This is a genomic window from Acidobacteriota bacterium (genome assembly GCA_003696075.1).
GTDB lineage: Bacteria > Acidobacteriota > Polarisedimenticolia > J045 > J045 > J045.
Genome location: RFHH01000091.1, coordinates 1 through 26,289 on the forward strand (window position 1 = coordinate 1; position 26,289 = coordinate 26,289).

The following is a 26,289-nucleotide window of genomic DNA, read 5'->3' on the forward strand; positions in this document are numbered from 1 at the left end:
CCGCTGGCGGTCTGCTCTCTGTTGCACTTTCCGTCGGGTCACCCCGCCTGGGCGTTACCCAGCGCGCTACCCTGTGGAGTCCGGACTTTCCTCCGCGGGCCAGGGGCCCGCAGCGATCCTCTCGCCGACTCCACCCGACACCTCCATTGTAAGATGGACGTCCCGCCGGTCCACAGGGGCGCGAGAATCCCGGACCGCCGTCCGACGAGCGATGCCATGACCGAACCGCTGCGCGCAGGCCGTATCGAGCCGGACACGCCGGCGCTGCCCTGGGACGAGCATGCCGAGCGAGCCGTCCTGGGAGCCGTGCTGATCGAGCCGAGGGCCCTGGACACCGCCCTCGAGCTGCTCACCCCCGACGACTTCCACCGGGTGTCGCACCGGCTCATCTTCCGGGCGATGGTCTCGCTGGCCTCCCGGTCGGAGGCGATCGATCCGGTCACCGTCCGCGCCGAGCTGGAGCGCGAGGGAGTGCTCGAGAAGGCGGGCGGCGCCGCCTACGTGGCGTCGCTCATCGACGGGCTGCCCCGGACCACCAACGTCGGCACGTACGCCCGGATCGTTCGCGACCGGTCGTTGCTGCGCCAGCTCCTCGGTGCCGCGGAAGACCTCCGGCAGCGCGCGGCGGAGGCCCGGATCCCCGCGGCCGAACTCATCGATCAGATGCAGGGACGGCTGTTCGCCCTGGCCGATGCGAGCCGCCGGGGCGGGTTCCAGGCGATCGAGCGCGTCGCGGCCGAGGGGATCCGCGTCCTCGAGGAGCTGTCGGAGAAGCGACAGCTCGTCACGGGGCTGTCCACCGGTTTCCGGTCGCTCGACTACTGCACGTCCGGGTTCCAGCGAGGCGACCTCATCATCCTCGCGGCCAGACCGTCGATGGGCAAGACGGCTCTGGCGCTCAACTTCGCCCAGCACGCCGCCGTCCACGAGGGTGCGGTCGTCGGGATCTTCTCGATGGAGATGCCGGCCCACCAGCTCTTCTTCCGGATGCTGGCGGCCGAGGGACTGATCGACTCCCACAAACTTCGCACCGGGAACCTGTCGAGCGAGGAGTGGGACAAGGTCACCGTGTGCTACGAGGCCCTCGCGAGGAGCGCGCTTTTCATCGACGACACCCCGGGCCTGACCCCGATGGAGATCCGCGCGAAGGCGCGCAAGCTCGCGGCCGATCGCGGGCTGGACCTGCTGGTGATCGACTATCTCCAGCTGATGCGCTCGGAGCGGCGTTCGGAATCCCGCCAGCAAGAGGTCTCGCAGATCAGCCGGGCGCTGAAGAGCATCGCCAAGGAGCTGAACGTCCCGGTGATCGCCCTGTCCCAGCTGTCGAGAGCTCCGGAGCAGCGCAAGGACGACCACCGCCCCCAGCTCTCCGATCTCCGGGAGTCGGGCTCGCTGGAGCAGGACGCCGATGTCGTCATGTTCATCTTCCGGCGGGAGGTGTACGAAAAGCCCGAGAAGAAGGCGGAATACGAAGGTCAGGCGGAGCTGATCATCGCCAAGCAACGCAACGGTCCGACACGGACCATTCCGCTCTACTTCGTCAAGGAGCACACCCGCTTCTACGAGCGCAAAGAAGATTGACGGAGGCCTCCGGAGCCCTGCCCAGCGGAGAGGCCGCCGGCGCGGCGGCCGATCTCCTAGACCGACCCGAACATCAAGAAGGATCTCCGGTCGGTGCTCTCGACCTTCGAGCAACTGGGGTCTTGGGCCCCGCACCCATCGCCACTGCACGAGGCGCCGCTACAGGCCGGCTGCCCGTCGATCTTCGTGGGACCGCAACCCGCGGGGCTAGAGGCCTGCGTGCAGCCGGAATGCGTGCACTTGACCGACAACGGTACGACGACCGCCCCGCCATCCAGCGGAACGATGAAGATCTTCGTCGTCTCGGCGTACCGGACACCGCCCGACGTACGGGTCACCGTGGCGACGGGCGATATGAAGTAGCCGAGGCCGGCTTCCTTGTTGGACGCGAACTGCGCTTCCTGTTCCGGCGTCAGCTCGTCGTGATAGCTGACGACGGTGCCGTTCGTTCCTCCCGGGTCCACCTCTGCGAGAATGATGTCCTTGACGCTGTCCGCTCCGGCGTACGGGATCGACGACACTGCGGCGACTCCTGCGAGAAGCGCAGCCATGACGAGCGGACGATTGGTCCTCCTGATCATCAGTCCCCCTTTCCAGCCGTTCGAATCGCGGCCCGACGAGGCAATCCTACCCCCCCGCGTCCGGTCAAGGGCCGGCATCCCGCGGTGGTCCGACCGCCCCGGGGTGGCGGCTGCCGCGAGGCGGGCAGGGCTTTCTCGAGGCTGCCGCCCCTGCGGCCGGCTACGACCCCCGGTCGCCGGCCGAACTCCGTCCACCGCGCTTGGCGTGCGGCGCGCTCGGAAGTTGTCGGACGGCCTTCCGGGGAGAGTTCGGACGCGAAACGGGCTCTTGCGCCGGCAGCCGATGGACCGCGCAAGGGACCGGCGTGCGCCCGAAACGGCGCACCGCCGTCGCGAACCCGTTGAAAAGCGAGGCGCTCGGACCGATGTCCGGTCACGGGCGGACGCTCCCGGACCGTCTCCCCGCCCGGCAGGCCCTTGGCGCAGCGCGCGGCACGTTTCCCGGCGCACAAAAAATCGGGGCCCCGGCCGGATCGCCAGGGCCCCAGGGGTGCGGAGGTCCCGAGAGGAGAGGGTTTTGTGTGGAGAGAGGCTCGTCGTCCTTTTCTGGGTGCGCCCTTTGCGTCGCCCCAGCGTTGGTTCGTTGCGTCCGCCGGCTCGTAATACAAGACCGGTGCCAGACCGGATCGAATTCCAACGAATTGAAAAGACGTGAGATCCGGGGGCTCGCCCGGCGCCGGCGCGCGGGGGCGCCGGTCAGAGGGACCGGACCGGCGGCGCGAATCCGGTCAGGCTGTCATCGCGCCCCACCCGCGGGCGGGTCGGTCCAGTCCCCGCGGCTCCGGATGAGAGCCACCAGGCGCTCGGGGGCCTGCTCCGAAGGGATGTCCTTTTCGACCAGCTCGCGTCCGGCGAACAGAGCCACCTTCCCCGGCCCCCACCCTACGTAGCCGTAGTCGGCGTCCGCCATCTCTCCGGGACCGTTCACGATGCAGCCCATCACGGCGATCCGGAGCTTGAGATGGCCGGTGACCTTCCGAACGCGTTCCGTGGTGCGCTCGAGGTCGAACAGCGTCCGCCCGCAGGACGGGCAGGCGATGTACTCCGCGCGCTCCAGGCGCCGCCTCGCCGCTCGGAGCAGGCCGTGCAGCCGTTCGGCCGTCCGTGACGCACCGGTCCCTTGCGCCGGCGCCCGCACCGCGTCGCCGATGCCCTCCAGCAGCAAGGGCCCGGCCACCCCACCGACCATGACGCAAGGCTCCTCCCCGGACGGCGCCGGGAGCGCCAACACGAGCGGGGCGCGGTGTCCCGCCCGCGCGAGGGCGCGGAGCAGGGTCCCATGCGCACGCGCGAACCGGTCCGGAGGAACCGACGGCCACAGTCCGACGGCCACGCCGGGGCGTACTCCCGCCGTGGCGGTGGCGAAGGTGCGGCAACTCTCCGCCCACTCGCCCTCGTCGTCCCCGGGAAGATCCAGAAGGAGAAGGAGCGGCGTGTCCGCCCACGCCTCCTCCCGTACGACCCGACCCGCCTCTTCGGCCGCCACCCGAAGCGCGATCCGGTCGCAGAGCCCCAGCGCCTGCCGCAGGACGGGGTCCCCCGCCCCGAGAGCCCGCCAGGCGGTCCGCTCCAACGTCAGTCCCCGCGCCGTTCCCGCCCGGGCGGCCAGCTCCCGGAGCCGCTCGACCGCGGCCGTGCCGCTGCCGGGGTTCGCCACAACGTCCACGAGGTCGGGCGGCGGACCGGCTTCCAGGCAGGAGGCCACGGCGGCCGCGTCACCGGCATCGACGACGACTTCCACCTGCGGGGGGGACCCGCCGCCGAAGGTCCGGCCTCCGATCTCGATCGGCGACGTCGCCCGCGCGGGCGGCGCCTCGGGTGGGACCCACGGCCCTGGGGGACGCGCGAACCGCCGCACGAGCTCGCGGGCGACCGGGATCTCGTTCAGTGGGTCTTCGGTGAGGGAGACGCGGACCGTGTCCCCGATCCCCTCCTGCAGCAGCGTCCCGATGCCGACCGCCGACTTCAGGCGCCCTTCCTCCCCCGCTCCGGCCTCCGTCACCCCGAGGTGCACCGGTAGCGGGACGCCCTCGGCATCGAGCCTGTCGACCAGCAAGCGGTAGGCCCGAACCATCACCTGCGGGTTGGAGGCCTTCATCGAGACGACCAGCCCTCGGTGGCCGCGATCGACCGCCACGCGCACGAACTCCATGGCCGACTCGACCATGCCCTCCGGCGTGTCGCCGTAACGGTGCATCATCCGGTCCGAGAGCGACCCGTGGTTGACCCCGATGCGGATCGCGACCCCGAGCTCGCGCGCGCGGTCGACCACCGGGGCGAAGAGCTCCGCGGCCCGCGCCGCGTCCCGGTCGAAGTTCCGCTCGTCGTAGGGCTGGCCGTCCAGCCGGCGCCGGTCCGCGAAGTTGCCCGGATTGATCCGGACCTTCTCCACGTGCTCGATCACCTCGAGCGCCAGCCGCGGGGTGAAGTGGATGTCGGCCACCAGCGGCACCGAGATCCCCTCCGCCCGGAGGATCTCCCGGATCCTGGGGAGCGCCGCGGCGTCCCGCCGCGAAGGGACCGTCACCCGCACGATGTCGCACCCGCCGCGGGCGAGCGCCGCCACCTGACGGGCCGTGGCCTCCGCGTCGGCGGTGGGAGTGGTGGTCATCGACTGGACGGCGATGGGTCGGTTCCCGCCGATCGGGACGGCGCCGATCCGGACTTCCCATGTCGGCCGCCGGTGGGGCGGCGCGGTGCCGGCGGCCGGGGCGGGCGCGAACGCCTCACAAGCCATACACGTCAACGCCGCGCTCGAGCATCTGCATCTGGCGCTCCCACTGGTACTTCAGGATCACCATCACTCGGAACGTCACGTCGGCGATGCGCCGGGTGGGGCTCTTCCAGTCCTTGTCGAGGCGCAGCCACGCGGAGAAGAGCGGTTTGCCTCCGAACATCTTCGCGGGGAGGTCCCAGCGGCCGTCCTTCCCCTGCTGCTCGAGGAGCCAGTCGAGGTATTCCATCAGCCGGGGGTAGCGGTTGATCAGTCCCAGCCGTGCGAACTGCTCGAGAAGGTAGAGCAGCTCGTCGAGCGTTCCGCTGCTGACATACTCGTCGATCGACCTGAAATGGACACCCCAGCCGCGCGGCATCGGGCCCCGGACCGTCCGGATCGTCCCGATCTCCTCTCCGAGGGACTGGTACTCGGGGGACATCATGTAATCGAAGATCTTCTTCAGGGCGTCCCGCCCCCGGCGCGTGTTCAACAGCGCCGGGCAGTGCGCGAACAGCCGCAGCGTGTACAGATCCGGGAGGAAGCAGTAGCCGTCCCGGAGGGCTTCCCGCCGGATCTGAGGCAGGCCGACGCCGACGTGTTCGACCGGATCCCGGCAGATCGGATCGGCGACGAACGCGCTGACCCGTTCGACGATGTCCGCGATCGCGTCGAGGACCTTCTTTTCTTCCCCCCATCCGCCCCGTTGGAGAAGTCCGAGTGCGACGATCCGGAGAAACCACCGGGCGTGGCGCTCGCGCAGCGGGTCCTGCTTCACCTGCTTGCCGAACTCGAACAGGGGCAGGTTCTTCTTCTGCGTGAGGAACGACTTCAGCAGCTTCGCCGCCTTGCGGATCTCCTTGACCTCGCGGTCCCAGCTCAGCTCGTAGAACGACCAGAGCACCTTCTCCGTCGACCGCTCGGCCTTGCGAGGGTCGCCGGCGTGGATCCGCCCGCCCCAGCTGCCGTCCTGCCGCTGGTAACGAAGCTCTCGTTTCGCCTGCGGCCAGTTCATCACCTCCTCGCGCAGCCGCGCGACGTTCGGATCCTCGACCGTCAGCGAGTGAAGCTCGGTGAGCACGCGGAAGCGGATCGGTGCGGAGGCGTGGACCACGAGCCATTCGCTCGGGTCGGCCCGCATCGGGGACTTCCAATCAGCCATCCGGTCTCCTCCAGGCGGCGGCCGGGCCCGCGCCGCGGCGGCCCGCCCCGTCAGGCCCTACGCGCTTCTCGGCGGCGCCGCGGCCGGCAGTGGGCTCCCGCTCTCGATCAGCTCCACGAACCGATCGAACAGGTCCCAGGTGTCGTGCGGCCCGGGAGCTCCTTCCGGGTGGAACTGCACCGAGAAGAGGGGGACCTCGCGATGCGCGAGTCCCTCCACCGTCCCGTCGTACAGGCTGACGTGGGTGACCTCGAGCTCGGCGGGCAGGGTGTCCGGGTCGACCGCGTAACCGTGGTTCTGCGAGGTGATGGCGACACGGCCGGTCGCCTGCTCCCGGACCGGATGATTCGTGCCCCGGTGGCCGAACTTGAGCTTGAACGTGCGCGCTCCGAGAGCCCGCGCGATCAGCTGATGCCCCAGGCAGATCCCGAAGATCGGGATCCTGCCCACCAGCGCGCGGATCGTGGCCGTGGGACCGGCGCACGCTTCGGGATCCCCCGGTCCGTTGCTCAGGAAGATCCCGTCCGGGCGGAGGGCGAGCGCATCGGCGGCGCTCGTCCCGGCGGGCACCACGGTGATCCGGAATCCGCGGGCGGCGAGCAGCCTCAGGATGTTCCGCTTGATCCCGAAATCGAACGCCACGACGTGGTACCCGCTGGCCCGGCGCGACGGGCGTGCTTCGATGAGCGGACCGCCGGCTTCCCTCCACGAATACGCCCGCCGGCAGGTCACCTCCCCGACGAGGTCGAGCGTCTCGATGCGGGGCGCCTGCCGCGCTCGCTCGACGGCCTGCTCGGGAGCAAGGGAGCCGGTCGACAGGCAACCGCGCAGCACACCCGCCGAGCGGATGTGCCGGGTGAGCGCCCGCGTGTCGATCCCCTCCAAGCCGGGCACCGCGTGGCGCCGGAGGTATCGGTCCAGCTCGCTCTGGGCCCTCCACGAAGAGCTGGATCGCGAGGCGGCGCGGACCACGAGGCCGGCCACCTGGGGCCGGTCCGATTCCGGATCCTCCGGATTGACCCCGGTGTTGCCCACGTGCGGGACGGTCAGCGTCACGATCTGCCCGCGGTACGAGGGATCGGTGACGATCTCCTGGTAGCCGGTCAGGCCCGTGTTGAAGACGACCTCGCCGGTGACCACGCCGGCGGCACCCAGACCGCGGCCCCGGAAGACCCGGCCGTCTTCCAGCGCGAGCAAGGCATCCATGCGCGGGGACTCCTCCCGCGCCGCCGGCGTCCCGGCGGCCGTGGGCGTTGGCGACCGCAAGCAGGCGCGGAAGTGTATCGGAAACCCCTAGCGGAGCGCAACTTCCGCCCCGGCGGCGGCCGGGGCCAGCCTTGACGCTCCCCCGGCCCGCTGATAGCATGCGGCACTTGCCGCCGGCTGGACCGGCGGGCTGGAGTTCTGTGCTCGAGAGCAGGTGTAGGCGCGTAGCTCAGTGGGAGAGCGCTACCTTGACACGGTAGAGGTCGGCGGTTCGATACCGCCCGCGCCTACCACCCGCCGTCGGGATTCCCGGAGACCACGGTGAGCGAGAGCGGGAGCAGGGCGGCAGGCGAGCCGCTGCGGATCCAACTGCCCGGAGGGGATGTGGTTCAGGCGCCCGCCGGAACCACTCCGGCCGCCATCGCCGCCGACCACGACCTTCCCGGCCGGGATCGGGCTCTGGCCGCCCGGATCGACGGCGAACTCGTCGACCTCGACCGTCCTCTCCTCCGCTCCGGCCACCTCTCGTTGGTGATGCCGGAGGACCCCGACGCGCTGGAGATCCTGCGCCACTCGACCAGCCACGTCATGGCCCAGGCGGTCAAGGAGCTCTACCCGGAGGCGAAGATCGCCCAGGGCCCGGCCGTCGAGGACGGCTTCTACTACGACTTCCGGCGGGACGAGCCCTTCTCCGAAAAGGACCTCGAGAAGATCGAGCAGCGCATGGCCGAGATCGTCGCCCGCGATCTCCCGATCGTGAGGCACGAGGTTCCCAAGGAGGAGGCGATCCGGCTGTTCGAGGAGGAGGACGAACCCTACAAGGTCCACTTCGTCCGCGAGAAGAGCGGGCCGGTCGCCTCCTACTACGAGCAGGGCGGCTTCCGCGATTTCTGCCGCGGCCCGCACGTGCCCTCCACCGGTCGGCTGGGGGCCTTCAAGCTGCTCAAGGTCGCCGGGGCGTACTGGCTCGGGTCGGAGCGCAACGAGATGCTGTGGCGCATCTACGGCACCGCCTTTCCGACCCGCGAGGAACTCGAGGCGCACCTCGAGCGGCTGGAGCAGGCCCGCCGGCGGGATCACCGGAGGCTCGGGCGGGAGCTGGACCTCTTCTCCGTCCAGGAGGTGGCCGGGAGCGGACTCGTTTTCTGGCATCCGAAGGGCACGGTCGTGCGGCGGGAGATCGAGCGGTTTCTCCAGGGCGAGCTGGAGCGCCGCGGCTACGTCTTCGTCTGCACACCGCACCTGGCCAAGGACGAACTCTTCCGCATCTCCGGCCACTACGATTACTACCGCGACAACATGTACACCCTCCGGACGGCCGACGAGGAGGAGTTCGTCGTCAAGCCGATGAACTGTCCCGGCCACGTGATGGTGTACCGCTCCCAGCTCCGCTCCTACCGCGATCTCCCGGTCCGCATGGCGGAGTTCGGGACGGTGTACCGCTACGAGCGTTCCGGGACCCTGGCCGGCCTGCTGCGCGTGCGCGGCTTCACCCAGGACGACGCGCATATCTTCTGCCGTCCGGACCAGCTGCTCGACGAGATCGACGACTGCCTCGATCTCGTCGAAGCGGTCTTCCGGGCCTTCGGATTCGAGGAGGCGCGGTACGAGCTGTCGGTGCGCGACCCCGGCCAGAGGGACAAGTACGCGGGCACCGACGAGGAGTGGGAGGCGGCCGAAAGCGCCTTGGTGCAGGCGCTCGAGCGCCGGGGGCTCGAGGCCCGCCGTTTCGAGGGCGAGGCCGTTTTCTACGGGCCGAAGATCGACGTGAAGGTGGTCGACGCCATCGGCCGCCCCTGGCAGCTCTCGACGGTCCAGTTCGACTTCAACCTGCCGCGGCGGTTCGACATCTCCTACGTCGATCAGGACGGCAAGCACAAGCCCCCCTACATGGTGCACCGCGCCATTCTCGGCTCCTTCGAGCGTTTCTTCGGGATCCTCATCGAGCACTACGCCGGCGCGTTTCCGGTGTGGCTCGCGCCGGTGCAGGCGCGGATCCTGCCCGTGTCGGAGAAGGTCTCCGAGTACGCCGAGAACCTCCTCTCGCGGCTGCGTGACGCCGGCCTTCGCGCCGAGCTCGACCGGCGGTCCGAGAAGGTGGGCGCCAAGATTCGCGACGCGGAACTGGAGAAGATCCCTTACATGCTGATCGTCGGCCCCAGGGAGGCCCGCGAGGACGCCGTCTCGCTGCGGGTGCACCGGCACGGGGACTGCGGGGCCATGCCGGTGGCGGCGTTCATCGAGCGGGCTCGTCGCGCGGTCTCGGAACGGCGGGCCGAACCTTGACTCCGCAAGAGGAAGAGGACGACATGCCGAAACTCAAGACGCACCGGGGAGCGGCCAAGCGCTTCAGGCTCACCGCCACCGGCAAGATCAAGCGCTCCAAGGCGTACAAGAGCCACATCCTGACGAAGAAGGCGCCGAAGCGCCGCCGGCAGCTCGACACCGACACCTACGTTTCCGACGCGGACAAGGACCAGGTGCAGATGATGCTGCCTTACGGGCGGCGCTGACGGATCGGGCCCGCGGCTGGGGATGCCCGTCCAGCCCGGGCCCCGGCGCCGGCCCGCCCCCCGGGGCGCGGTCCGGCGGTGACGAGGAGGACTCGACATGCCGAGAGTCAAACGGGGCAGCCACCGGCGGCGCCGGCGCAAGAAGATCCTCGCCCGCGCCAAGGGCTATTACCTGTCGAAGCACAATTGCTACCGGATCGCCCGGGAGCAGGTGGACCGCTCGCTCGCGTTCGCCTATCGGGACCGCCGCCAGAAGAAGCGGCAGTTCCGGTCGCTGTGGATCATGAGGATCGGGGCCGCCGCCCGGGAGAACGGGCTGAGCTACTCCCGGCTCATCCACGGCCTCGACCGGGCCGGCGTGGCGGTCGATCGCCGGGTGCTCGCCGACCTGGCCGTGCGCGATCCCGAGGGCTTCGCCCGCCTCGCCGAAACGGCCCGCGCCGCGCTCTCCTGACCGCCCCCCTTCGGCTCCGCCTCCACGCGGCGGCCGGCCTGGAACCGGCGCTCGAAAGAGAACTGGCCTCCTTCGGCGTCGCGCCGCGTTCCGCGGGGCGCGGTGCGGTTCGGGTGGAGGCGGGTCCGGAGGAGGTGGCCCTGCTCTGGCTGGGGGTGCGGGCCGCCTCGCGGGCGGTGGTGGAGATCGCTTCCGGGCTCCCGGCCGACCCGGACGAGCTCGGCCGCGCCCTCCGGGAGCTTCCCTGGGAGGAATGGCTTCCCGAGGGCGTGCCCTGGGCGGTGCGGGCGCGCGGCCGCGCCCCGCGGTTCCGGCACACCCGATTTGCCGAGCGCTGGCTCAAGGACGCCATCCGGCAGGCCTTCGCGGCGCGCGGCCGGGTGGCTCCTCCGGTGGATCCGGCGTGCCCGGGGCTGCTGGTCGACTTCCGGCTGTCGGCGCGCGGTGCGGCGGTCGGCATCGATCCCGCCGCGGGGAGCCTCCACCGCCGCGCCGGAGCCAGGGCCGCCCCGGCCCCGTTGCGAGAGGATCTGGCGGCCGGGCTCGCCTGGCTGGCGCGAGCGGACCGTCCGGTTCGGCTCGTCGATCCGTTCTGCGGCAGCGGGACGTTGATCGCCGAGGCCGTCGCCGTCGCCCGCCGCCGGGCGCGCACGAGGAGCCTTCCGCCGGCGCTCCTCCGCCTCCCCGCCTTCTCGGCCGTCGACCTCGATCGCGTCCGGCGCGGGCTGGACGCGCGGGAACGGCCGCTGCCCGCCCCGGCGATCGCCGCCGACCGCGATCCCGGCGCGCTCCGCGCGGCGGTCGAACTGTTGCGGCGGGCCGGGCTCGAAGAGGAGGTCCGGGTGGTGCCGAGCCCGGTCCGCGAGCTCCGCCTGCCTCCGGAACCGCTGCCCACACTGGCGCTGACCAATCCTCCGTGGGGCCGCCGGCTGGCCGCAGGAGTGGAGGAGGCCTGGCGCGACCTGGGGCGATGGGTGCGGAGGGAACTCGCGGGCGGAGAGCTGGCGGTTCTATGCGGGAACGCCCGTCTCACCCGCTACCTGGGGCTGCGCTCCCGCCGCCGCTACCCGGTGGTGGCGGGCGGGATCACCGCCAGGCTGTGCGTGTACCCGATCGGTCCGGAGCGCCCCCGAATGCAGCCGGGCCGGCCCCGCGCCGGGAGCGGGGCCGGCCCGGCCGTCGAACCCGGGTCACATGAGTGACGCGGACGGGCTGCTGAACGCGAGGGTTCCGTCTCCCGTCGCCGGATCGCACGAACCGGACACCACCGGCAGATCGACGAGCACGCTCACCGCCCCGCCGTCGACCATCAGGAACGGAGCCGGCAGGCACACCTTCGGGATGTCGATCGACGACATCCCGTTGACCGTCGTGCAGGTCGCCTGGCCGCCCTGGCCGTCGTCGGCGACGAAGTGGTCGAGCGCCAGCGTGCCGGAGATGCACTGGTAGCTGCCGTCGTCCAGCGCGAACGTCGCCGCCTGGGTGGGCGACCCGCCCGCCGTCGCGATCAGGTCGATCGATGCGGGCTGGCCGTCGGCCACCACGCCCACACCGGGCGAACTCGGATCGGGATAGAGCGTGATCGCGTCGAGCTTCACCCAGAGCTCGGTGACGTTCCCTGGCGCGTCCTGGAGGTAGACGTTGAGGCTACCGCCGTTGGTGGAGGACCCGTTGTCGTCGAACAGGTCGCACCCGGCCGCCACCGCGGCGAGCACGAGGGCGAGAAGAAGGAATCGGCTCTTCGGTCCACGCATCGCGCACCTCTCCTGGTCTGCTGCCATCGAGGCCAATGTGGGTCCGGCGAAGACCGCGGTCCAGCGCTCCCGGGGCCTCAGCGGCCGGGGCCGCCCGCATCGTTCCGCCGCGGGCCGGCGCCGTCCGCGGCGAACGGCTCCAGATCGAGTTCCATCACCGCCACGGGATGGACGATCCGATAGCGCTCGAGCACCGCGGGGTGGACCTCCCCGAGCAGACCTCGCTCCCCGGCCCCGCGCACGCCGAGCCGGGCGCCCCGCCCGGCGAGGAAGAGCGCCGCATCGCTGGGCTCGTAGGAGCGATCGCCGGCCGGCACGGCCAGCTCGTCGAGGAGCGTGTCGGCCAGGGCGCGGATGTCGGCGTAACCCACTCCGTCCCCCGCCAGTGCGACCGCCGCGTGGAGCCGCTCGCGCGCCCCCGTCTCCGCCTCCGCGTCGCGCTCGGTGATCGACCCGACCTCGAAGATCGCCTGCGGGTACGGGTGGCCGAGATTGACCGCCAGCGTCTCCAGCAGTCCCGGCAGGAGAGACACGCGGAGCATCGTCTGCTCCACGGAGATCGGGTTGTCCAGCCGCACGTGCGGGCGCGGGGGCAGTCCACACCACTCGTACGTGCGTTCCTCGTTGCCCAGCGCCAGGGTGACCACCTCGAGGCAGCCGCAGCCGGCGAGAACCTCGCGGACACGGTCGGCGAATTGCTGGCGGGGGTGCGGGGCGGCGATCGTCGCCGAGGCCAGCCCCGCTTCCGGCAGGCGGTCGTAGCCGAAGGCGATCGCCGCGTCCTCGACGAGATCGCGCGGGTGCATCACGTCGGCCCGCCAGGCCGGCACGCGGACCGCTACGGCTCCCTCCCCTTTCGGCTCCGCGTCGTGCCGCATTCGCCGCAGCAGCCCGGCGAGCTCCCGGGCGTCCCACCCGACGCCGATCAGGCGCGAGGACTCCGCGACGTCGACCGTGAGCTCCTGGGGAGCGAGGTCCGGCGTGACCCGCGACCCCCCCGGGTACCGCACCGTGACCGTCTCGGCCCGGGCTTCCGGGCAGCTCTCGAGTAGGCTGGTGACGACGATGTTCAGCGCCTTGTCGATCTGGCGGTCCTCGTGTCCGGTCACGTCGATCAGGACATGGCGAGTGGAGGTGGTGACGCGGGTCTCCTCGCTGTTGATGATCGGCGGCATCGAAAGGACGTTCCCCCGGGCGTCCTCCAGCAACGGCACCAGCGGGCAGCCGTCGAGGAGGCGGGCGAACGCCCTCCCTTTCGGATGGATCTCGAGGATCCGAGCCGGCGTCATCGCCTCGCGGGGTTCGGCCCCGAGCGGAACGAAGCGCACGCCCTCCCGGGGCACGGCCCGGTATCGCAGCTCCGTGCCGGCCACCCGGTCGAGGTCGTAAACCCCGATCGAGGCGAGCTTGCGGTCGCGTCCCAGCGCCCAGTGCACGTTTTCCTGGAGCTTCATCAGGGAGCGCAGCCGCGCGTCGTCCAGCGAGAGACCGCGGACGACCGCCGCGGCGATGCGGGGCCGCCGGACCTCCGGCCCGTTCAGCGCCGGGTCGACCGTCACGGAGAACGGTCCCTCGCCGACGGCGTAGCGGGGCGCTCCCTCCTCGTAACCGAGGAATCCTCTCAGGGCGCGCGCGAGTCCCGGAACGTCGAACAGATCCGGCCGGACGGCGAGCAGCTCCATCTTCAGAACTCGTCCCGTCCCCGCCGGCTCCGCCCCGCCGGCGCGCAGGTCGGCGCCGCAACCGTCACAGCTCGGCGAGGGGCCCTCCCCCTTCGGGGAGTCGGTGAGTGCCCCGCAGCGGAGGCACCGGTGGCGTTCGATCTCGGCCCATCCCTCGACCGAGCAGCCGAAGCGGTGCAGTTCCTCCTCGAGACGCTCGGGAGACATCGGCCGGCCCAGCGCCGCGAACAGATCCTCGACCGCGAGCCCTACGACCGGCACGTGGGCACCTCCGCAAGCCAGTCCAGGTGCGCCAGGTAGATTTCGCGGATGTCGCCCAGCTCGTACCGGAACATGGCCAGCCTCTCCAGCCCCAGCCCCCAGGCGAGGACCGGCACCCGGCACCCCAGCGGCTCCGTGACCTCCGGCCGGAAGACGCCGGCTCCGCCCATCTCGACCCAATCGGACCGCGAGTCCATCCAGACGAAGGCCTCGACCGACGGTTCGGTGTACGGGAAGAAAGCCGGCCGGAACTGGACGCGCTCGAAGCCCATCTTGCGGTAGAAAACCCGGAGGAGCGTCAGGAGGGCGGCGAACGAAGCGCGCTCGTCGATGACGATCCCGTCGACCTGGTGGAAGACCGGCAGGTGCTTGTAGTCGATCGTCTCGCGGCGGAAGACGGGGCCGACGCAGAACACCTTCCGCGGTGGCCGCGGATCCGCGGCGAGCGCTCGCACGGTGGCGGCGGTGGTGTGCGTCCGCAGCACGGCGCGCTCCGCCATTTCCCGGCTCCACCGGTAGCGCCAGCCGGTCGAACCGGTCTCACCCCCCGTCTCGTGCGTCCGGCGGACGCGCTCGACCACCTCTTCCGCCGGCAACGGGCAGCGGTCGGGATTCGCCACGTAGAAGGTGTCCTGCATGTCCCGGGCGGGGTGGTCCTGCGGCTGGAACAGCGCGTCGAAGTCCCAGAAGGCCGATTCCACCCACGGGCTTTCCGTCTCCTCGAAGCCCATGTCCAGGAAGACCCGCCTCGTCTCGTCGAGGATGCGACGGAAAGGATGCCGCTTCCCCAGCGGCCGGCGTCCCGCCGGCAGAGAGACGTCGTAGGCGCGGAAGGTGACTTCCCGCCACTTTCCCGACACGAGCAGTTCGGTGGTGACCTCGGTCACTTCCCGGCGGATCTCGACTCCCGCCGCCAACCGCTCGCGTCCCGCCTCCGTGAGCCGGGCGTGCCGCCTTGTCCGGCGCTTCTCCTGGACGACACCCGGACGCTTCGCCAGCTCCGCCAAGGCCCCGGCCACGTCGACCCCCGCCTCGGCGAGCGCTTCTTCCGCGACCGGTCCGCTGCGCGCCAGGTGCTCCACCAACCGCTCGGCGGCCGACGGAGGCGGAGCCGTCTCGATGACCTCGGGAGCGAGCACGAGCTCCGCACCCTCCTTGCGGGCCCAGCCCCGGGCGGCGAGCCAGCGGAGCGATTCGCCGACCTCCCTCGGGTCCAGTCCCCCTTTCGCCGGCAGATCCTTGAGAGCTGCGCGCCCCCCCAGCCGGGCCAGGGCCTCCAGCACCCGGCGTTCCGGGAACCGCCCTCCGGGCCAACCGCGCGCCTTCGGGCCGAGCCGCAGTTCGCGCCGGACCGCCTCCCTCACCTCGACCAGGCCGCGTGCGGCGAGCGTGGTCACCGCGCCGGCGACCGGGCTCTGATCGACGCCGAGCCGCGACGCGAGTTCCGGCACCTCGATCGGTCCGTCCGCTTCGCCGAGTTCGCGAAGCACCCGCGCTTCGATCTCGCGCAGCGGGCTGGCCTCCGATGGGGTCATGCGCGCGTCCTCCGGTGCGGCGCGGAGCGGCGGGCGATTCTAGCAGCCCGGCGAAATCGCGGGCGACCGCCCGAGCGTGACCGCCCGCGCGCCTATAATCGGCCCGGAGGTGTCGATGGCTGCGTCCGCGGGGAGCACCGGATCGACCGAGGTGACGATCGGAGGGAGGCGCTTCCGGCTGCGCGGGGAGGATCCCAAGCTGCTCCGGCGCCTCGCCCGGGAGGTGGACGAGACCATCCGGGCCCTTGCCGGCGGCGGCGCCGCGGACGATCCCCGCGTGGCGGTGCTCGCCGCCCTCAATTTCGCCGGCGATCGGGACGAACTCGAAGCGCGGGCGAAGGGCGCGGCCGAGGAGATCCGCCGCCGCGCGGCAGCCCTCCGGCGCCGCCTGGAACGGCTCCGGGAAGCCGGCGTGCCCTCGTCTTGACCCCCGGCACCGGCCCCCGCATACTGGCGACGATCGGCAGGCCTCCGGCGGTTGGCGATCGCGACCGGATCGCAATCGAGCCAACACCAACACGCCGGGAGCCTGGACTCCGCCGGTGGTGCGCAGGCCCGCTCCGGCTTCGGCCGCGACCGGGAAGCCTAAGCCGGCGGGAGGGCACCCACTTGGTCGTCGAGGCATCGACGCCGCATCCGGGCGCCCCTGCCCGGAGGCGCTGCCGGTCCATGCACCACAGGCCGCCCCGAGGCGCCGGATCTCGCCCATGTCTTCCCTGGTGACCACGCTGACGCTGCTCGCCGTCCTCTTCGGGGTGGGGTGCATCCTGCTCGGTGCGGCGCTGCTCCGCCTGCGCGGCACCGTCCGGCGGCTCCGGACCACGCTGGACACGGCGCGAGCCGAGATGGACACGCGGGCGAGGCGTCGGGCCGAACGGCTCGCCGCCGAGGCCCGTGCCGAACTCGAGGCGGAGTTCGAGCGCCGCCTGAAACGGCTGGAGCGGCGCGAGCGCGAGGTGGAGCGCCGACGTGCGGCGCTCGCCGAGCGCCGCTCCCGGCTGGAGGAACGGGCCGCCCGTCTCGACGGCCGCGCGGAGGAACTGAGCGAGAGAGCGACGGCCCTCGACGCGCGCGCGGCGGCGCTCGACGAGCGCGAGCAGCGGGTCGCGGACGGGGAACAGGCCCTGCGGGCCGAGCTCGAGAAGGTGGCCGGCCTCACGGCGGAGGAGGCGCGCGAGCGCCTGATCGGCGAGGTGGAGCGCGAAGTCCGGGACGAGATCGCCCGGGTGGTGGAGCGCGCCGAGCGAGAGGCGCGAGCGTCGGCGGAACGGCGCGCCCGGGCCCTGGTGATCGACGCGATGGGATCGATCCGGAACGCGGTGGCGGGCGAAGCGACGGTCTCGGTCGTTCGCCTGCCGTCGGACGAGATGAAGGGTCGCGTGATCGGCCGCGAGGGGCGCAACATCCGCGCTCTCGAACTCGCCACCGGCGTCGACCTGCTCGTCGACGACACGCCGGAGGCGATCCTTCTCTCCTGCTGGGACCCGCGCCGGCGAACGATCGCGGCGCGCGCGCTCCAGAAGCTGGTCGAGGACGGACGCATCCACCCGGCCCGGATCGAGGAGGTGGTGGCGAAGACGCGCGAAGAAGTCGAGGAGGAGGCGCGGGCCCGTGGCGAGGAAACGGCCTACGAACTCGGAATCACCGGCCTACACGAGAGGCTGGTCCTCCTCGTCGGGCGACTCGCCTTCATCACCGCCGGGGGCCGCACCCTGCTCGCGCGGTCGACGGAGGTGGCCCTCCTCGCCGGTGCGATCGCCGACGAGCTCGGACTCGGTGGCGAAGCCCTCCGGCGCGCCGGTCTGCTCCACGAGATCGCGCGCGCGGACGACGCCCCGCTTCTGGCCCACCCCGCCGTGGCGAGCGCGGAGGTGGCGGCCCGCTACGGTGAGCGTCCCGAAGTGACCGATCCGATCCGGGCGCTGGCCCAGCCAGCCGACGCGCCCCGCCGTCCGGGTGGGGTCGTGCTCGCCACGGCCCGGCGGCTGGCGCTGGCCCGGCCGGGAGCGCGTCACCACAACCTCCAGCGCCACATGGACCGCCTGCGCGGGATCGAGAAGCTGGCGCTGGCTCATCCGGGGGTCGAGCGGGCCATGGCCGTGCGCGCCGGGCGGCAGCTTCGCGTGCACGTCCGGGCGTCGGAAGCGAGCGACGAAGACGCGCGGTTGCTGGCCCGCCGGCTGGCGAAGGAGATCGAGCGGCGGTCCGATTTCAACGGGTCGATCCGCGTGATCGTGATCCGCGAGACGCGGGCCATCGCGTACGCGGTGTGAGGGCGGAATGGCTGCGGGACCGAGCCGGCCGCTCCCCGGGACGCGGGTGGAGCCGCTCACCGTCTCTCAACTGAACGAGCTCGCCGACCAGGTGCTCGGCAACGAGTTCGGGGCGGTGTGGGTGGCCGGTGAGATCTCGCGGTTTCTCGCCCACCGCTCGGGCCATTGGTACTTCACACTGAAGGACGACAAGGCGGCCGTCTCGGCGGCGATGTTCCGGAGCCGGAACGCCCTCGTGCGCTTCGAGCCGCGCGACGGCCTCGAGGTGCTCTGCCTCGCCCGCCCCGCGATCTACGTCCCCCAGGGGCGGTACCAGGTGATCGTGGAGTCGATGGAGCCCCGCGGCCGCGGCGCCCGGGCGCTCGCCCTCGAGCAGCTGCGGGCGCGGCTGGCGGCGGAGGGGTTGTTCGACGCCGAGCGCAAGCGTCCTCTCCCGGTGCTGCCGCGCCGCATCGGGGTGGTCACGAGCCCGGACGGAGCCGCGTTGCGGGACGTTCTCCGGGTTCTCCGCCGCCGCTTCGCCGGAGTCACGGTGCTCGTCGTCCCGGCCCAGGTGCAGGGTGAAGGAGCTCCTGAATCGATCGTCGAGGCGCTCCGCGCCGCGGATCGCGCCGGGACCGACGTCATCCTGCTCGTCCGCGGCGGCGGCGCGCGGGAGGATCTCGAGGCCTTCGACGACGAGCGCGTCGTCCGCGCCGTGGCCGCTTGCAAGACGCCGATCGTCAGCGGCGTCGGCCACGAGATCGACACGACGCTCGCCGACCTCGCCGCCGACGTCCGGGCCGCCACCCCCTCCGCGGCTGCCGAGCTGGTGGTCCGGGAGCGGCAGCAGCTCGTCGACAGGGTCGCCGCGCTCCGCGTGGCGCTCGCCCGCGCGATGCGGCATGCCCTCGACCGGCGCCGGGGGCGCCTCGCCGAGCTGGCGGGAGCGCGCGGGCTGGGCCGGGTGCCGGGCCGGATCCATCGCGCCGAGCTCGAAACGGCCGAGCTGCTCCGGCGAGCGGAGCGCGCCCAGCGGACGCGCCTGCGTTCGCTCCGGGAGCGGCTGGAACGGGCCTCCCGGAGGCTCCGTCCGGAATCGTGGCTCGGCCGCCTGGGGCGATGGCGCGAGCGATGCCGTGGACTCGCGATCCGCGCGCGCGAAGCGCACCGGTCGCGCCTGGCGGCTGCCCGCGGGCGGCTCGAGCGGGCACGGGCACGCCTCGGTGCCCTCTCCCCTCTGGCCGTTCTCGAAAGGGGCTACGTCCTGGTCACCGCGGGCGGTCCGGAGGGCCCGGTGATCGACGATCCGCACCGGCTTCGGCGCGGCGAAGAGGTGCATCTGCGCTGGGCGCGCGGAGCGGCGAGCGCCCGCGTTCTCGATCTTTTCTTGCCGGCCGACCGCGGCGACGCGGGGAGGAAGGAGGACCCGTGACCGAACCGACGCGGAACGGGAAGGCGCAGCCCCCCGAGGGGGAGACCTTCGAAGCCTCGCTGGCGCGACTGGAGGAGATCGTCAGGAAGCTGGAGGAGGGCGAGATCGACCTCGACCGGAGTGTGCGCCTGTTCGAAGAGGGGGTGGCGCTGGCCCGAAAGCTCGAGGCGCGCCTCGCGGACGCGGAGATGCGGGTGGAGAAGCTGCTCGACGCCTCCGGGGCGACGGCGCCGTTCGAGGATTCCCCGCCGGAAGAGGGAGGCGCGGCACCTTGAGGGAGGCGCCCGCGGTCGTTCCCCGGTGGAAGGAGGCGGTGGAGCGCGATCTCGCCGCCACGCTGGAGCGTACCGGAGCCGAGGCGCCGCGCCTGGCGGAGGCCATGCGCCACGCGGTGCTCGGCGGCGGCAAGCGGCTTCGTCCGCTCGTCGTTCTGGCGACCGCCCACGCCCTGGGGGCCGACACGTCTCGGGCCCTTCCCGCCGCCTCCGCCGTCGAGCTCGTCCACTGCTACAGCCTCGTCCACGACGATCTGCCGTCGATGGATGACGACGTGCTTCGCCGCGGCCGCCCGACGGTCCATGTCGCGTACGGCGAGGCCCTCGCGGTCCTCGCCGGCGATGCGCTTCAAAGCCTGGCGTTCGAGCGCCTCTTCGACTCCGAGCTGCCGCCCGGGACGGTGCGACAACAGGGCCTGGTGCTCGCCCGCGCCGCCGGGGCGTCGGGAATGGCCGGCGGCCAGGCCCTCGACCTCGCTGCGTCGCGCGGCGCGACGACCGCAGCCGAGCTCCGCCGGATGCAGGAGCTGAAAACCGGCGCGCTCCTCGCCGCCAGCTTCGAGCTCGGAGCGCTGGCCGCCGGCGCTCCGCCCGGGGAGGTCGCCCGCCTCGGTGACGCAGGCCGGAAGGCGGGCCTGGCGTTCCAGATCAGGGACGACGTTCTCGACCGGACGGGCGCGACCGAGCGGCTCGGCAAGACGGCCGGCAAGGACGACCGCCAGATGAAAGCGACCTGGCCCGCGCTGGTCGGACTGGACGGGGCGACCCGTCTCGCCGAGGAGCTGGCGGCGGAAGTGCTGGCCCTGCTCGCCGATCTCGGCCCCCGGGCCGAGCCCCTGCGCTGGCTCGTCCAGCGGCTGATCGAGCGTCCCGCCTGATGAGCGCGGTCCGGAGGCGGCTCGATCTCGAGGTCGTGGCGCGTGGCCTGGCGCCCAGCCGCGAGCGCGCCCGCGCCCTCATCCTCGCCGGCCGCATCCGGGTCGACGGGAGGCTCCGGGACAAGCCCGGCGCCACGGTCGCGCCCGGATCGCGCGTGGAGCTGGTTCCCGGCCGCCGCCCGTACGCTTCGCGCGGAGGGGAGAAGCTCGCGCCGGTGCTGGAGCCGCTCGGAGTCCGTCCCGCGGGACTCGACTGCCTCGACGTCGGCGCGTCCACCGGCGGGTTCACCGACGTTCTGCTCCGGGCCGGCGCCCGCAGCGTCACCTGTGTCGACGTCGGCCGGGGGCTGCTCGACGAGAGGCTCCGGCGCGACCCGCGCGTCCGGGTGCTGGAAGGGATCAACGCCCGGCACCTCACGCCGGAACTCGTTTCGCCGCCCTACGGGCTGGTCACGGCCGATCTCTCGTTCATATCCTTGACCCTCGTGCTGCCGGCCATCCTGCCGCTCGCGCCCGAGGGGCAGATCGTGTGTCTGGTCAAGCCGCAGTTCGAGCTCTCCCGGCGCGAGGTCGGTCGCGGCGGCGTGGTGCGCGATCTGGAGGGCCGGCGCCGGGCGGTGCTTCGCGTCGGGCGGCACCTCGAGGCGGCCGGCTGGCACGTCACCGGAGTGAAGCCCTCGCCGCTTCCCGGCCCGAAGGGGAACCGGGAGGTCTTCCTCGCCGCGCGCCCCGGCCCGCCCGGCGCCGGCATTCCGGAGCTGGCGGTGCTGGTCGAACAGGAGGTCCGCGATGAGCCGTAACCGCCACCGGGCGAGCGTCTCCACGGTCGCCCTCTTCTCGAAGCCGCATCCGGAGGCGACCGCGGTGCTCCGCCGGGTGGCCGCTTCCGTACAGCGGCGCGGCCTTCGACTCGTCACCGACGTCGAGACCGCGAAGGCGCTTGGCCGCGAGGACGGCCTGCCGCGCGCCGAGGCGGCGCGACGTGCGGACCTCCTGATCTCGGTCGGGGGCGACGGCACGCTCCTCGCGGCCGCCCGGGCGGTGAGCGGAGCCGGCACGCCGATTCTCGGCGTCAACCTCGGCAGCCTCGGGTTCCTCACCGAAACGCCCTGCGACGAGTTGGACCAGGTGCTCGAGGCGGCGATCGAGGGCACGGCGCCGGTCGAGATCCGGCACGCGCTCCAGGTGCGCCGCGACGGCGAGCCGACCAAACCGGAGAACACCGCACTGAACGACGTGGTCTTCTCCAAGCGCGATCTCGCCCGGCTGTTCACCCTCTCGGTCTTCGTCGACGACGGTTGGGTCGCCGACTACCGCGCCGACGGGCTGATCCTCGCCACGCCGACCGGATCGACCGCGTACAACCTCGCCGCGGGCGGCCCCGTCGTCGTTCCCCGGGTCGACGCCCTCGTGGCCACCCCGATCTGCCCGCACAGCCTCTCGCAGCGCCCCCTCATCCTCCCCGGATCGGCCAGGGTCACGGTGACCCTGGCGGAAGGCCAGGGGGCGGCTGACGTGCAGGTCACGCTCGACGGGCAGGTCGGCTTCCCTCTCGAGCCGGGTGAGCGCATCCTCGTCCAGCGGAGTCCGAACCCCGTGCGGCTGATCCGCCCGCCGGGCCGGTCGTTCTTCTCGGTCCTCCGCGACAAGCTCGGCTGGGGCCGTCATTGACCCGATCCCCCGGCGGCGCTGCTCCCGGTCCCTTGGCCCTCTGGTCGTGGGCTCTGTACGACTTCGCCAACTCGGCTTTCACGACGCTCGTCGTGACCTTCATCTACTCGACGTGGTTCACGAAAGCGATGGCCACGACCGAAGCGCGCGGTACCGCGCTCTGGGGACGAGGCATCGCCGTTTCCTCGATCCTGATCGCGCTCCTCGCTCCTGCTGTCGGTGCCGCCGCCGACCGGCGCGCCCGCCGCCGCCTCTACCTGAGCGGCCTGACCGCCGGCACGATCCTCGCGACCGCCCTGCTCGCCTTCGTGCCCCCGCCGCACGCCCTCGTCGCCCTCGCCCTGTTCTGCGCCGCGAACGTGCTCTACGAGCTGGCCCTGTCGCTGTACAACGGCTTTCTGCCCGGCCTCGCGCCGGACGGCCGGGGGGCGGGGCGCCTGTCCGGGCTGGCCTGGGGTTTCGGGTACGTCGGCGGGCTGCTGTGCCTCGTGGTCGGCCTCGTCATGGTGAAGCTGCCCTGGCTCGACGGGCCGGGAGGCTTCAAGTACCGAGCGACCAACCTGCTCGTCGCCGGCTGGTACCTGGTCTTCGCCCTCCCGGCGCTTCTGTTCCTCCCGGAGCCCGCCCCGCCCGATCCGGAGGCGACCTGGAAGGTCTCCCGCATCGCGGGAACGGTCGCCCGCCTGGCGCGTTACCGGCAGGCCCTCCGCCTGCTGGTGGCGCGTCTGATCTACAACGACGGGATCGTCGCCGTCTTCTCCTTCGGCGGCATCTATGCCGCGAACGAGTTCGGCTTCAGCTTCGAGGAGATCCTCTGGTTCGGGATCACCCTGAACGTGGCCGCCGGCGCCGGGTCGTTCCTCTTCGCCTTCGTGGACGAGAGGTTCGGCGGCCGGGTGACCGTTCTCACGACGCTGGCCGGGCTCACGGCGGCAACCGCCCTCGCGGTCGTCGCCGACAGCAAGGCCGCCCTCTGGGTCGCGGGAGTGGCGATCGGTCTGCTGGTCGGCCCCAACCAGTCCGCCTCTCGCAGCCTGATGTCCCGCTTCGTTCCGCGGTCGGCCGCGGGGGAGTTCTTCGGGCTGTACGCCTTCTCCGGCAAGCTCACCTCGTTCGCGGCGCCGCTCCTGCTGAGCCAGCTCACCGGCTGGACCGGCAGTCACCGGATCGGGGTCGCCAGCGTGATCGCCTTCTTCGCCGCGGGAGGCCTCCTCCTCTGGCGGGTGGACGAGGAGGAGGGGAGGAACTTCGCCGTCCGGTGCCAGGCCGAGTTCGAACGCGCGGCCGCCGATCCGCTAACATCACGCCGATGATCCGCTTTCGACCCGGACGGCGACTCCGACTCGTCGCCGCGGCGCATCTCGCCGCCGCGCTCGCCGGGCTTCTCACCGCCTACGGGCTCAGCCGCGACCTGCCGGGAATCGAGAACCTGAACGAGAACCTGACGCTCGAGAACTTGTCGCGGCCGACCGAGCTGCTGGACCGCCACGGCCGCCCGTTCCACTCCTTCGCCGAGCGCCAGCGGATCGTCGTTCGGCTCGACCAGATCAGCCCCTGGTACCTCAAGGCGATCATCGCCACCGAGGATCCCCGCTTCTACCGGCACTTCGGGGTCGACGCCATCTCCGTCGTCCGCGCGGCCCTCAAGACGATCACGACGATGAAGTTCGGCGTCGAGGGCGCGAGCACGATCACGATGCAGCTCGCGCGGCAGCAGTTCCTCAGCCCGGAGAAGACGCTCGTCCGCAAGATCCGGGAGGCGATCCTCGCCACCCATATCGAGCGCCGGTACTCGAAGCAGGAGATCCTGACCCTTTACTGCAACAGCATCTACCTCGGACACGGGCAGTACGGCGTCGAGGCGGCCTCGAGGTTCTACTTCGGCAAGCCGGCGGCGGAACTCACGCTCCCGGAGGCGGCCCTGCTGGCGGGCCTGACGCAGATGCCGGAGAACCTCACACCGATCCGCTACCCGGAACGGGCCCGCCGGCGCCGGAACAAGGTGCTCCAGCGGATGGTGGAGGAAGGCGTCCTGGACCCCGCCGAGGCGCGGCGGGCGATGGAGGCGCCGGTGGAGGTCGTCCGGCACGAGCCCGCGCGCCGCGTCGGGGAGTATTTCGTCGAGCAGGTGCGGCGCTTCCTGGCGCGCGAGTTCGGGCAGGCGGCGCTGTACCGCGCCGGATACCTGGTGCAGACCACGCTGGATCCGGCGATGCAGATCGCCGCCGAGCGCGCGGTGGCGGTCGGGCTCGACGAGTACGGGCGCCGGCACCAGCAGATTCCCGAGGGTCGACCTCTGCCGGAGGGGACCGATCCCGCCTCTTTCGACGCCCCCGAGTGGCACGGGCCGATCGCCGTGGACGACATCCTTCCCGCCGTGGTGGAGGAGGCGGCGGCGGATCGGGCACGCGTGCGAGTGGGGGACGCGCGGTTGGAGCTCGACCGGGAGGCGATCGCATGGACGGAGAAGTCCCGGCTCGACGAAGTGCTCCGTCCGGGAACCGTCGTCCCCGTCCGTGTCCGCGAGCTGGACGGAGAAGGGGGCATCCGCGCGGCGGACCTCGCCTCGCGGCCGTCGGCCCAAGCGGCGTTGATCGCCATGGACGTCGACACGGGAGCGGTCCGCGCTCTCGTGGGCGGGCGCGACTTCCGGGAGAGCGAGTTCGACCGGGCGATGCAGGCACGCCGCCAGGCGGGATCGGCGTTCAAGCCCTTCGTCTACGCGGCGGCTCTCGAGCAGGGCTTCCTCCCCACCGACCGCATCTACGACGCGCCGCTCGCCGTCCCGGGGCCGCCCGGGGAGCCTCCGTACCAGCCGGAGAACTACGAGCGCGACTACCGGGGCTACGTCACCCTCCGCTTCGCCCTCGAACACAGCCGCAACATCCCCACGGTTCGCCTCCTGGACGCCCTCGGTTACCGCCCCGCCGTCGACCTCGCGCGCCGCCTCGGGATCGGGGGGAGGCTCCGTCCCTACCCCAGCCTCGCGCTCGGCGCGTTCGAGGTCCGCCTCGCCGACATGGTCGCCGCCTACGCCTCCTTCGCCAACGGGGGGATCCTCGTCGAGCCGCATCTCATCGAGCAGGTGAGCGACGCGACCCGCCAGCCGATCTGGCGGGCCGAAACGCCGGCGCGGGAAGTGCTCAGCCCGGAGGTGGCCGGGATGATGGTCTCCCTCCTGGAGGGCGTGGTGGAGCGCGGCACCGGCCGCGGCGCCCGCGTCCTGGGCCGGCCGGTCGCCGGGAAGACGGGGACCACAGACGAATACACCGATGCCTGGTTCATCGGTTTCACGCCCCGGCTGGCGGTCGGCGTTTGGGTGGGTCACGACCAGCGCGAAACGCTCGGGCCGAACGAGACGGGCGCCCGCGCCGCCCTGCCGATCTGGGTGCGGTTCCTGCGGGACGCTCTCGCGGGCACCCCGCCGGAGGAGTTCACTCCTCCACCCGGCCTGGTCCGCGTGTTGATCGACGGCCGGACGGGGCGCCTCGCGCGGCGCGGGATCGGGTGCTCTCCGCTCCTCCTCGAGCTGTTGCCGGTCGGCCGCGATGCCCTCCCCCGGTGCGACGAGCGCCAGCACCTCCGGCTGCAACTTCCCTATCCGCTCCAGCGGTATCCGATCCGGGCCGACGGTGCCCTCCTCCTTCCACCCGAGGAGGCCGCGCGTCTCGTGGCCCGCGCCCCGGACCGGCTCCGCATCACCGGCAACGGCCGCTGGCTGGCCTACCGGTGGGGCCGGCTCGAAGGAGCGGTCCGGCTCGCCTGGGGAGAAGCGGAGTGGATGACCTACCTGAGTCGCTTCCCGCTCGCGAAAACGGAGGTCCGGCTGTTGGCGGAGGAGCGCGAGGAACGGCTCGCGGCGGGGGACGTGCCCGCCGGGAACGGAAGCGAGCAACCTCCCTCGCCCGAAGCGGTCCTGCCCCCGAGGCTCCGTGTCGGGGTGGACGGGTGGCCCGTGGAAGTCCTGGAGGTCAATCGCTCGGGGCGGATCCGGTGGCCGGAACTCCCTGCCGACCCCTGAGGCGATCGATGACGGCTCGCCGGACCCATCGGACCGACGCGGGCCTCAGACCGATCTCGCGGGCGATCGACCTCCAATCCTCGAGCCGGCCCGCCGCCCGCGAGCCGAGAACGAAGCGCGCCAGCAACTCCGCGCCGGCCGCGTCGTCCGCCACGGCCACGACGTCGGCTGCCCAGGAGCGCTCGCCGGCCCGGAGCGAGGTCAGGTCGACGAACCAGGCCCGCGCGGGAGGATAGCCGGCGTCGGCGAGCTCCCGGGCGAGGGCGACCGGCGAGGGATCGATCCCCTCGGGACCCCAGGAGGGCGCGACCACCA

The 26,289-nt window shown here is 72.1% G+C and carries 22 protein-coding genes, 1 tRNA gene and 1 other RNA gene; 15 read left to right on the plus strand and 9 right to left on the minus strand.

Annotation, left to right across the window (positions count from 1 at the left end):
* Window positions 1–132: RNase P RNA component class A (rnpB, locus tag D6718_05930), an RNA gene on the minus strand; the annotation flags it as partial.
* An 84-nt stretch (window positions 133–216) separates the two neighbouring features.
* Between rnpB and dnaB the strand changes: the two genes are divergently transcribed.
* Complete coding sequence (gene dnaB / locus D6718_05935) at window positions 217–1,581, plus strand: replicative DNA helicase (GenBank protein RMG46196.1); 1,365 nt, start codon at window positions 217–219, stop codon at window positions 1,579–1,581.
* A 56-nt stretch (window positions 1,582–1,637) separates the two neighbouring features.
* Here dnaB and D6718_05940 read toward each other — a convergent pair whose 3' ends face one another.
* From D6718_05940 to D6718_05955, 4 genes are all read right to left on the minus strand, one after another.
* Window positions 1,638–2,162: a hypothetical protein gene (locus tag D6718_05940; protein ID RMG46197.1), complete on the minus strand. Its 525-nt coding sequence runs from the start codon at window positions 2,160–2,162 to the stop codon at window positions 1,638–1,640.
* Between the two features lie 736 nt (window positions 2,163–2,898).
* On the minus strand, window positions 2,899–4,899 hold the full coding sequence (ispG, locus tag D6718_05945) for a 4-hydroxy-3-methylbut-2-en-1-yl diphosphate synthase (GenBank protein ID RMG46198.1): 2,001 nt from the start codon (window positions 4,897–4,899) through the stop codon (window positions 2,899–2,901).
* Window positions 4,889–6,016, minus strand: coding sequence for a hypothetical protein (locus tag D6718_05950; GenBank protein RMG46199.1), 1,128 nt, complete (start codon window positions 6,014–6,016; stop codon window positions 4,889–4,891). The genes ispG and D6718_05950 overlap by 11 nt, the downstream gene beginning before the upstream one ends.
* 78 nt (window positions 6,017–6,094) lie before the next feature.
* The gene (locus tag D6718_05955; GenBank protein ID RMG46200.1) at window positions 6,095–7,243 is read right to left on the minus strand and encodes a carbamoyl-phosphate synthase small subunit; all 1,149 of its coding nucleotides are present in this window, start codon (window positions 7,241–7,243) and stop codon (window positions 6,095–6,097) included.
* A gap of 218 nt (window positions 7,244–7,461) precedes the next feature.
* Here D6718_05955 and D6718_05960 point away from each other — a divergent pair.
* The 5 genes from D6718_05960 (at window position 7,462) to D6718_05980 (ending at window position 11,412) form a co-directional block, all read left to right on the plus strand.
* Window positions 7,462–7,536 (plus strand) — tRNA-Val (locus D6718_05960).
* 28 nt (window positions 7,537–7,564) lie between these two features.
* Window positions 7,565–9,529 (plus strand): threonine--tRNA ligase, encoded by a 1,965-nt coding sequence (thrS, locus tag D6718_05965; GenBank protein ID RMG46201.1) that lies wholly within the window; start codon window positions 7,565–7,567, stop codon window positions 9,527–9,529.
* 23 nt (window positions 9,530–9,552) lie between these two features.
* Window positions 9,553–9,756: a 50S ribosomal protein L35 gene (locus tag D6718_05970; protein ID RMG46202.1), complete on the plus strand. Its 204-nt coding sequence runs from the start codon at window positions 9,553–9,555 to the stop codon at window positions 9,754–9,756.
* Window positions 9,757–9,853: 97 nt separating this feature from the next.
* Window positions 9,854–10,210, plus strand: a complete 357-nt coding sequence (locus D6718_05975; protein ID RMG46203.1) for a 50S ribosomal protein L20 — start codon at window positions 9,854–9,856, stop codon at window positions 10,208–10,210.
* A complete protein-coding gene (locus tag D6718_05980; GenBank protein RMG46204.1) occupies window positions 10,033–11,412 on the plus strand; it encodes a hypothetical protein in 1,380 nt (459 codons plus the stop codon). Before D6718_05975 ends, D6718_05980 begins: the two co-directional genes overlap by 178 nt.
* On the opposite strand, the gene D6718_05985 is transcribed toward D6718_05980, so the two are convergent.
* The 3 genes from D6718_05985 to D6718_05995 are packed head-to-tail and all read right to left on the minus strand — an operon-like array spanning window position 11,401 to window position 15,442.
* Entirely contained in the window at window positions 11,401–12,000 is a 600-nt protein-coding gene (locus D6718_05985; GenBank protein ID RMG46205.1) for a DUF4382 domain-containing protein, read from the minus strand. The two genes, D6718_05980 and D6718_05985, sit on opposite strands and share 12 nt — an antisense overlap.
* Before the next feature lie 41 nt (window positions 12,001–12,041).
* Window positions 12,042–13,907 carry a phenylalanine--tRNA ligase subunit beta gene (locus D6718_05990; GenBank protein ID RMG46206.1) on the minus strand — a complete coding sequence of 622 codons (1,866 nt, stop codon included), beginning with the start codon at window positions 13,905–13,907 and terminating at the stop codon, window positions 12,042–12,044.
* Window positions 13,895–15,442 carry a phenylalanine--tRNA ligase subunit alpha gene (locus D6718_05995; GenBank protein RMG46207.1) on the minus strand — a complete coding sequence of 516 codons (1,548 nt, stop codon included), beginning with the start codon at window positions 15,440–15,442 and terminating at the stop codon, window positions 13,895–13,897. The genes D6718_05990 and D6718_05995 overlap by 13 nt, the downstream gene beginning before the upstream one ends.
* A 115-nt stretch (window positions 15,443–15,557) precedes the next feature.
* On the opposite strand from D6718_05995, the gene D6718_06000 reads away from it, so the two are divergent.
* From D6718_06000 to D6718_06040, 9 genes are all read left to right on the plus strand, one after another.
* Window positions 15,558–15,869 carry a cell division protein ZapA gene (locus D6718_06000; protein ID RMG46208.1) on the plus strand — a complete coding sequence of 104 codons (312 nt, stop codon included), beginning with the start codon at window positions 15,558–15,560 and terminating at the stop codon, window positions 15,867–15,869.
* Between the two features lie 280 nt (window positions 15,870–16,149).
* Window positions 16,150–17,715 carry a DUF3552 domain-containing protein gene (locus D6718_06005; GenBank protein ID RMG46209.1) on the plus strand — a complete coding sequence of 522 codons (1,566 nt, stop codon included), beginning with the start codon at window positions 16,150–16,152 and terminating at the stop codon, window positions 17,713–17,715.
* 7 nt (window positions 17,716–17,722) lie between these two features.
* The gene (xseA, locus tag D6718_06010; protein ID RMG46210.1) at window positions 17,723–19,129 is read left to right on the plus strand and encodes an exodeoxyribonuclease VII large subunit; all 1,407 of its coding nucleotides are present in this window, start codon (window positions 17,723–17,725) and stop codon (window positions 19,127–19,129) included.
* Window positions 18,829–19,404 carry an exodeoxyribonuclease VII small subunit gene (gene xseB, locus D6718_06015; protein ID RMG46211.1) on the plus strand — a complete coding sequence of 192 codons (576 nt, stop codon included), beginning with the start codon at window positions 18,829–18,831 and terminating at the stop codon, window positions 19,402–19,404. Before xseA ends, xseB begins: the two co-directional genes overlap by 301 nt.
* A gap of 104 nt (window positions 19,405–19,508) precedes the next feature.
* Window positions 19,509–20,282, plus strand: a complete 774-nt coding sequence (locus D6718_06020) for a polyprenyl synthetase family protein (GenBank protein ID RMG46217.1) — start codon at window positions 19,509–19,511, stop codon at window positions 20,280–20,282.
* Entirely contained in the window at window positions 20,282–21,082 is an 801-nt protein-coding gene (locus D6718_06025) for a TlyA family RNA methyltransferase (GenBank protein ID RMG46212.1), read from the plus strand. The genes D6718_06020 and D6718_06025 overlap by 1 nt, the downstream gene beginning before the upstream one ends.
* Window positions 21,072–21,953: an NAD(+) kinase gene (locus D6718_06030; protein RMG46213.1), complete on the plus strand. Its 882-nt coding sequence runs from the start codon at window positions 21,072–21,074 to the stop codon at window positions 21,951–21,953. The genes D6718_06025 and D6718_06030 overlap by 11 nt, the downstream gene beginning before the upstream one ends.
* A 32-nt stretch (window positions 21,954–21,985) precedes the next feature.
* A complete protein-coding gene (locus tag D6718_06035) occupies window positions 21,986–23,266 on the plus strand; it encodes an MFS transporter (GenBank protein ID RMG46214.1) in 1,281 nt (426 codons plus the stop codon).
* The gene (locus D6718_06040; protein RMG46215.1) at window positions 23,263–25,974 is read left to right on the plus strand and encodes a PBP1A family penicillin-binding protein; all 2,712 of its coding nucleotides are present in this window, start codon (window positions 23,263–23,265) and stop codon (window positions 25,972–25,974) included. The genes D6718_06035 and D6718_06040 overlap by 4 nt, the downstream gene beginning before the upstream one ends.
* Here D6718_06040 and D6718_06045 read toward each other — a convergent pair.
* Window positions 25,925–26,287, minus strand: coding sequence for a hypothetical protein (locus tag D6718_06045; GenBank protein ID RMG46216.1), 363 nt, complete (start codon window positions 26,285–26,287; stop codon window positions 25,925–25,927). The genes D6718_06040 and D6718_06045 overlap by 50 nt on opposite strands.
* Window positions 26,288–26,289: the final 2 nt, after the last annotated feature.

Coding starts and splice junctions, on each gene's coding strand:
- xseB (RMG46211.1), top strand. CDS start 18,829: ATGCCGTGGACTCGCGATCCGCGCGCGCGAAGCGCACCGGTCGCGCCT.
- D6718_05955 (RMG46200.1), bottom strand. CDS start 7,243: ATGGATGCCTTGCTCGCGCTGGAAGACGGCCGGGTCTTCCGGGGCCGC.
- D6718_05975 (RMG46203.1), top strand. CDS start 9,854: ATGCCGAGAGTCAAACGGGGCAGCCACCGGCGGCGCCGGCGCAAGAAG.
- D6718_06025 (RMG46212.1), top strand. CDS start 20,282: ATGAGCGCGGTCCGGAGGCGGCTCGATCTCGAGGTCGTGGCGCGTGGC.
- D6718_05950 (RMG46199.1), bottom strand. CDS start 6,016: ATGCGGGCCGACCCGAGCGAATGGCTCGTGGTCCACGCCTCCGCACCG.
- ispG (RMG46198.1), bottom strand. CDS start 4,899: ATGGCTTGTGAGGCGTTCGCGCCCGCCCCGGCCGCCGGCACCGCGCCG.
- D6718_05995 (RMG46207.1), bottom strand. CDS start 15,442: ATGACCCCATCGGAGGCCAGCCCGCTGCGCGAGATCGAAGCGCGGGTG.
- D6718_06020 (RMG46217.1), top strand. CDS start 19,509: ATGCGCCACGCGGTGCTCGGCGGCGGCAAGCGGCTTCGTCCGCTCGTC.
- D6718_05940 (RMG46197.1), bottom strand. CDS start 2,162: ATGATCAGGAGGACCAATCGTCCGCTCGTCATGGCTGCGCTTCTCGCA.
- dnaB (RMG46196.1), top strand. CDS start 217: ATGACCGAACCGCTGCGCGCAGGCCGTATCGAGCCGGACACGCCGGCG.
- D6718_05970 (RMG46202.1), top strand. CDS start 9,553: ATGCCGAAACTCAAGACGCACCGGGGAGCGGCCAAGCGCTTCAGGCTC.
- D6718_06030 (RMG46213.1), top strand. CDS start 21,072: ATGAGCCGTAACCGCCACCGGGCGAGCGTCTCCACGGTCGCCCTCTTC.
- D6718_06000 (RMG46208.1), top strand. CDS start 15,558: ATGGCTGCGTCCGCGGGGAGCACCGGATCGACCGAGGTGACGATCGGA.
- xseA (RMG46210.1), top strand. CDS start 17,723: ATGGCTGCGGGACCGAGCCGGCCGCTCCCCGGGACGCGGGTGGAGCCG.
- D6718_06040 (RMG46215.1), top strand. CDS start 23,263: ATGATCCGCTTTCGACCCGGACGGCGACTCCGACTCGTCGCCGCGGCG.
- D6718_06005 (RMG46209.1), top strand. CDS start 16,150: ATGTCTTCCCTGGTGACCACGCTGACGCTGCTCGCCGTCCTCTTCGGG.